Annotated in this window: 5 protein-coding genes; 3 read left to right on the top strand and 2 right to left on the bottom strand. The window is 52.5% G+C overall.

Annotated elements, in window-relative coordinates; translation table 11 throughout:
* Nucleotides 1-88: 88 nt before the first annotated feature.
* Genes ACSZPU_RS23485 through ACSZPU_RS23495 form a run of 3 tightly spaced genes read left to right on the top strand, consistent with a single transcriptional unit; the run spans nucleotide 89 to nucleotide 2,659 of the window.
* Nucleotides 89-766 carry a type I glutamate--ammonia ligase gene (locus tag ACSZPU_RS23485; protein WP_499003834.1) on the top strand — a complete coding sequence of 226 codons (678 nt, stop codon included), beginning with the start codon at nucleotides 89-91 and terminating at the stop codon, nucleotides 764-766.
* Nucleotides 766-1,212, top strand: coding sequence for a hypothetical protein (locus ACSZPU_RS23490; RefSeq protein WP_499003836.1), 447 nt, complete (start codon nucleotides 766-768; stop codon nucleotides 1,210-1,212). The genes ACSZPU_RS23485 and ACSZPU_RS23490 overlap by 1 nt, the downstream gene beginning before the upstream one ends.
* A gap of 31 nt (nucleotides 1,213-1,243) precedes the next feature.
* Entirely contained in the window at nucleotides 1,244-2,659 is a 1,416-nt protein-coding gene (locus ACSZPU_RS23495; protein WP_499003839.1) for an alpha,alpha-trehalose-phosphate synthase (UDP-forming), read from the top strand.
* A gap of 44 nt (nucleotides 2,660-2,703) precedes the next feature.
* Here the strand turns inward: ACSZPU_RS23495 and ACSZPU_RS23500 are convergent, their stop codons facing one another.
* Together ACSZPU_RS23500 and ACSZPU_RS23505 are read right to left on the bottom strand one after the other, a co-directional pair.
* Nucleotides 2,704-4,401, bottom strand: coding sequence for an NAD-dependent malic enzyme (locus tag ACSZPU_RS23500; protein ID WP_499003841.1), 1,698 nt, complete (start codon nucleotides 4,399-4,401; stop codon nucleotides 2,704-2,706).
* A 178-nt stretch (nucleotides 4,402-4,579) separates the two neighbouring features.
* Nucleotides 4,580-4,699: a ribosome hibernation factor SRA gene (locus tag ACSZPU_RS23505; RefSeq protein ID WP_499003845.1), complete on the bottom strand. Its 120-nt coding sequence runs from the start codon at nucleotides 4,697-4,699 to the stop codon at nucleotides 4,580-4,582.
* Between the last annotated feature and the right edge of the window lie 46 nt (nucleotides 4,700-4,745).

Below are 4,745 nucleotides of genomic sequence, written 5' to 3' on the forward strand. Positions count from 1 at the left end.
ATTCAGGCAACCGTCTGTGGTGTTTGCAGAGCTAAGATTGGCGGCTTAGCGTTGCACTTCGGAGTTGAATCCGCCGTCTGTGTATTCAATGGACAGAAAAGGCAAAGTAATTAGCCAAAGTGAGAATAACAATGCAGAAGACGAACCTGATAATTTGTGTCTGCCGGTTGCCGGCACATTACGCCCCTGTGCGCAGGATCCTCAGCATCACGCACAATTACTGCTGACCATGCGCAATAACGAAGGCGACGGGTTTGACGACGACCCACGTTATATTCTCGAAAAGGTGCTGGCGAAATTTCATTATCACGGTTTATACCCCGTTATCGCGCCGGAAATTGAGTTTTATCTCATCGATCCGCAAAAGCCAGTGCAGCAAGAAGCAGGGTGTTTTCATTTATCGCTGTCGGCCACCAACACCGCTTTTATTGAAGAGCTGGAAGCCATGGCTACGGCACAAACAATACCGTTGTCCGGTATTGTTTGTGAGGCCGAACCGGGGCAGTTCGAGCTCAATTTGCGCCATTCCCGCGATGTGGTCGCACTGTGCGAAAACGTGCTGGCACTGCGAAAATTAACCGCTGCTGTGGCGGAAAAATTTGGCCTGCAGGCGAATTTTATGGCGAAACCTTTTTCCGCACTGGCGGGCAATGGCCTGCATTTTCATCTCAGCCTTAACAATATCCATGGCGAGAATATCCTTGCCGCCGAAGAGGGTGAGCTTAATGAGATACCCGTCTGTGTCTGGCCGGATTACTGCGATTAATGCCAGCTTCTCTGGCCATCATGGCACCCGGTGTCAATGGATTCAGACGGTTACGCAAGCGCCTTGATACGCCCATCTTCAATGCCTGGGGCTTTAACAAACGCTCGGCGGCGCTGCGGATACCCTGTTCAGGTGAAGAGGACCGGCGTATTGAGTACCGTCTGGCGGGGGCAGATGCCAACCCGTATCTGGTGATGGCGACGATACTGACCGGCATGCTGTATGGTCTGGAGCAGGTCAATGAGGCGGAACTGGCGGAGATACTCGATACCGCACCGGCGCTACCGCTTTTTCAGCAGGACGCCCTTAATGTATTTGCTCAATGCGATTATCTCAAAGAGAGTCTGGGCGCTGACTTTTCCCGTCACTGGATCCATAGCCGGTTAGCCGAATTAACCGACTTCGAAGGCATTGTGACGGCTGAAGAGACCCATCTTTCGGCATGAAAGATCATCCTGTTATTCGTTGAGGTGAATGATGTCTCGCCTGGTAGTTTTGTCGAATCGCTGTGCATCTACCACAGAGAAAATAACCGATCCGCTACTGGCTGCGATTGCGCAGATATTTAGAAAATACCCTGGAATATGGTTTGGCTGGGATGGTGAAATAAACACCAGTAAACGGCGTCCCGGCGGGCAGGATGAAATCCATCAGGGTTTTACGGTGCATTCATGGCCATTATCGCCGAATGAATATAGTAATTTCTATCAGGGCTATATTCATCACGTTTTGTGGCCGGTATTTCATAGCCGTCCGGATCTTACCGCCTATAAAAAAGAGTATTTCATTACCTGGAAATCGTACCTTCAGGATCGGCTGCAACAGGTTACACGTTCTATTGATAATGACGATCTGATTTGGGTACATGACTACCATTTACTGCCTGTAGGAAAAATGTTGAAAGAGGAGGGGTATCGCAACCGCTGCGATTTTTTCCTCCATCAGCCATTCCCCCCAGGCGATATGTTTCGTGCGATACCAGAGCATGACTGGATAATGCGGGCCTTCTTTAGTTATGACCTTATTGGTTTTCAGTCCAGCGCCGATATGAATAACTTTATTACCTATGTCCTGCGTTTTTACCGCGCGGTACGGATCGGCGAAAATTGTCTGAAGATCAACGGTCAGACGATGTTGCTGCGAATTTTACCCTGCGGTATCAATAAGCAGATGCTGAATGATTCTCCGGCCACGCTGCCCGCCGTGCAGAATTATCACCGGCCGATCATTATCAGCAATGACGTCATCAGCGATATTAGCGGTATCCATTATCGGCTGGATGCGATGCGTACGTTTCTCAACACGCATCCGCAATACATTCGCGATATCAGCCTGCTGCAAATTTCCGATCCGTCGCGGGAATATCCACACTTCTCACCGGATTTACAGGCACGACTTGAACGTTTCTGCGGTGAAATCAACGGCCAGTATGGTGATTTCTCATGGTATCCGGTGAACTATATCCATAATTCGCTGTGCCATCAGGCGTTGATTTACGCGCTCTACAGTAAAGCCCGGGTCGCCCTGTTTACGCCGCTTTCCGAAGGGATGAGTCTCAGCGCGAAAGAGTTTATCCTCGCGCAAAATCCGGCCAATCCGGGTGTGCTGATCCTGTCAGAATTTACCGGCGCGGCAGAACAGCTTAGCGAAGCGATTGTGATTAATCCGTATGACGCCAGTGAAACCAGCGAGGCGATTCATTCGGCGCTCACGATGTCGCTGCGCGAACGCAAGCGTCGGCACAGCAAACTGCTGGAGAAGGTGAATCGTTATGACTGTCTGTGGTGGGGGCGGGAGTTTGTAACCTTGCTGACGGAGCTGCCATCACAGGCAGCGCAGAATGCGTTCAGAACATCCCATTACGGGTTGTATTCACCGCACAAACTTTATTGATGCGGAAAAGAAAGCCCGGCAACATCGCGTCGCCGGGCTTGTCATTAGATAGAAGTACGACGGTAGTCGCGGTACTCCGGCAACCAGAAGTTGTCGTCGATCGCCTGCAACAGCGCCTCTTCAGAGGTTTTCACCGCAACGCCTTGCTGTTGGGCGACTTTCGCCACAGCGAAGGCAATCGCGCGGGAAACGCTATGGATATCTTTCAGCTCCGGCAAGACCAGCCCTTCACCGTTAATCACCAGAGGCGAGTACTTCGCCAGGGTCTCACTGGCTGACATCAGCATGTCGTCGGTAATACGCGACGCACCAGAGGCAATCACCCCCAGACCAATTCCCGGGAAGATGTAGGAGTTGTTGCACTGAGCGACAGGCCAGTTTTTTTCATTCCAGGTCACCGGTGCGAACGGGCTGCCGGTGGCGACCAGCGCCATACCCTCAGTCCAACTGATGATATCCTGCGGTGTGGCTTCCACGCGTGATGTCGGGTTTGACAGCGGCATGACGATCGGACGCGGGCAATGCTTGTGCATTTCACGGATGATCTCTTCCGTAAACAGACCCGGCTGGCCGGAAACGCCAATCAGGATGTCCGGCTTCACATTGCGCACGACGTCGAGCAGCGAAAGTGCCTCGGACTGCACATCCCAGTTCTGCAGATTTTCGCGCTTTTGCACCAGTTTGTTCTGGAACGACAGCAGGTTCGGCATCTGATCCGTGAGCAGGCCAAAGCGGTCGACCATGTAGACTTTCTGGCGAGCATCGGCTTCGCTTAACCCTTCACGCTGGGTCTGGGCGATGATCTGCTCGGCGATACCGCAGCCGGCAGAGCCCGCGCCAAGGAAAACAATTTTCTGGTTGCTGAGCTGGCTGCCTGCCGCACGGCTGGCGGCGATTAGCGTACCCACCGTCACCGCCGCTGTACCCTGGATATCATCGTTGAAGCAGCAGATTTCATCGCGGTAGCGATTAAGCAGCGGCATCGCGTTTTTCTGCGCGAAATCTTCGAATTGCAGCAGCACGTTCGGCCAGCGATGTCTTACCGCCTGAATGAATTCATCGACAAACGCGGTGTAGTCGTCGCCGGTAATACGCGGATGGCGCGAGCCCATATACAGCGGATCGTTGAGCAATTGCTGGTTGTTGGTGCCCACATCCAGTACGACTGGCAGGGTGTAGGCCGGGCTGATACCGCCGCAGGAGGTATAAAGGGAGAGTTTGCCGATCGGGATCCCCATCCCGCCGATACCCTGGTCGCCCAGGCCAAGAATACGTTCGCCGTCGGTGACCACAATCACTTTGATGTTGTGGTTCGGCACGTTTTGCAGGATATCATCCATGCTGCCGCGGTCTTGCCAGGAGATAAACACGCCGCGCGCACGACGGTAGATTTCAGAGAAACGTTCGCACGCCCAACCTACGGTCGGGGTGTAAATGACCGGCATCATCTCGTCGAGATGGTTCTCGACCAAACGGTAAAAAAGGGTTTCGTTGGTGTCCTGAATATTGCGCAGATAGATATGCTTGTCGATATCGCTCTTAAAGCCCTGGTACTGCAACCAGGCGCGTTCAGCCTGTTCTTCAATGGTTTCCACCACGGCCGGCAACAGCCCCAGCAGGTTGAAGTGGCTTCTTTCTTCCACGCTAAATGCGCTGCCTTTATTGAGCAGCGGAAACTCAAGTAATACTGGCCCGGCATAAGGAATATACAGCGAACGATTTTTATTATGCTTCGAATACATCTTACAACTCCTAAGTCGACGATTCCGGCGCGAATGCGTGCTCGCGGCGGGGTACTGCGGCGCGCGCCAGTATAAAGCATAGATATGTTAAATACTTCTTGTTCGCGTGATTTAGGAGGTGAATTTTATAAGTAACAATGCCACCCCGGACGGGGCGGCATGAGAGGGGATACCCAGGTTATTCGGCGCGACGATGACGACCAGAGCGGTGCGTCACGGTAACTTCATGATCGTCCTTATTCACCACTTTCCTGATATTAGAGACCTTGTAGTCGGCGGATTCAACTCCGAAGTGCAACGCTAAGCCGCCAATCTTAGCTCTGCAAACACCACAGACGGTTGCC

The organism is Phytobacter sp. V69 (assembly GCF_965644215.1).
In the GTDB taxonomy this organism is placed as follows: Bacteria; Pseudomonadota; Gammaproteobacteria; order Enterobacterales; family Enterobacteriaceae; genus Phytobacter.

Bases quoted from the DNA above. Each gene is read 5' to 3' on its own strand.
- ACSZPU_RS23485 (WP_499003834.1), top strand. From the start codon at position 89: ATGGACAGAAAAGGCAAAGTAATTAGCCAAAGTGAGAATAACAATGCA.
- ACSZPU_RS23490 (WP_499003836.1), top strand. From the start codon at position 766: ATGCCAGCTTCTCTGGCCATCATGGCACCCGGTGTCAATGGATTCAGA.
- ACSZPU_RS23495 (WP_499003839.1), top strand. From the start codon at position 1,244: ATGTCTCGCCTGGTAGTTTTGTCGAATCGCTGTGCATCTACCACAGAG.
- ACSZPU_RS23500 (WP_499003841.1), bottom strand. From the start codon at position 4,401: ATGTATTCGAAGCATAATAAAAATCGTTCGCTGTATATTCCTTATGCC.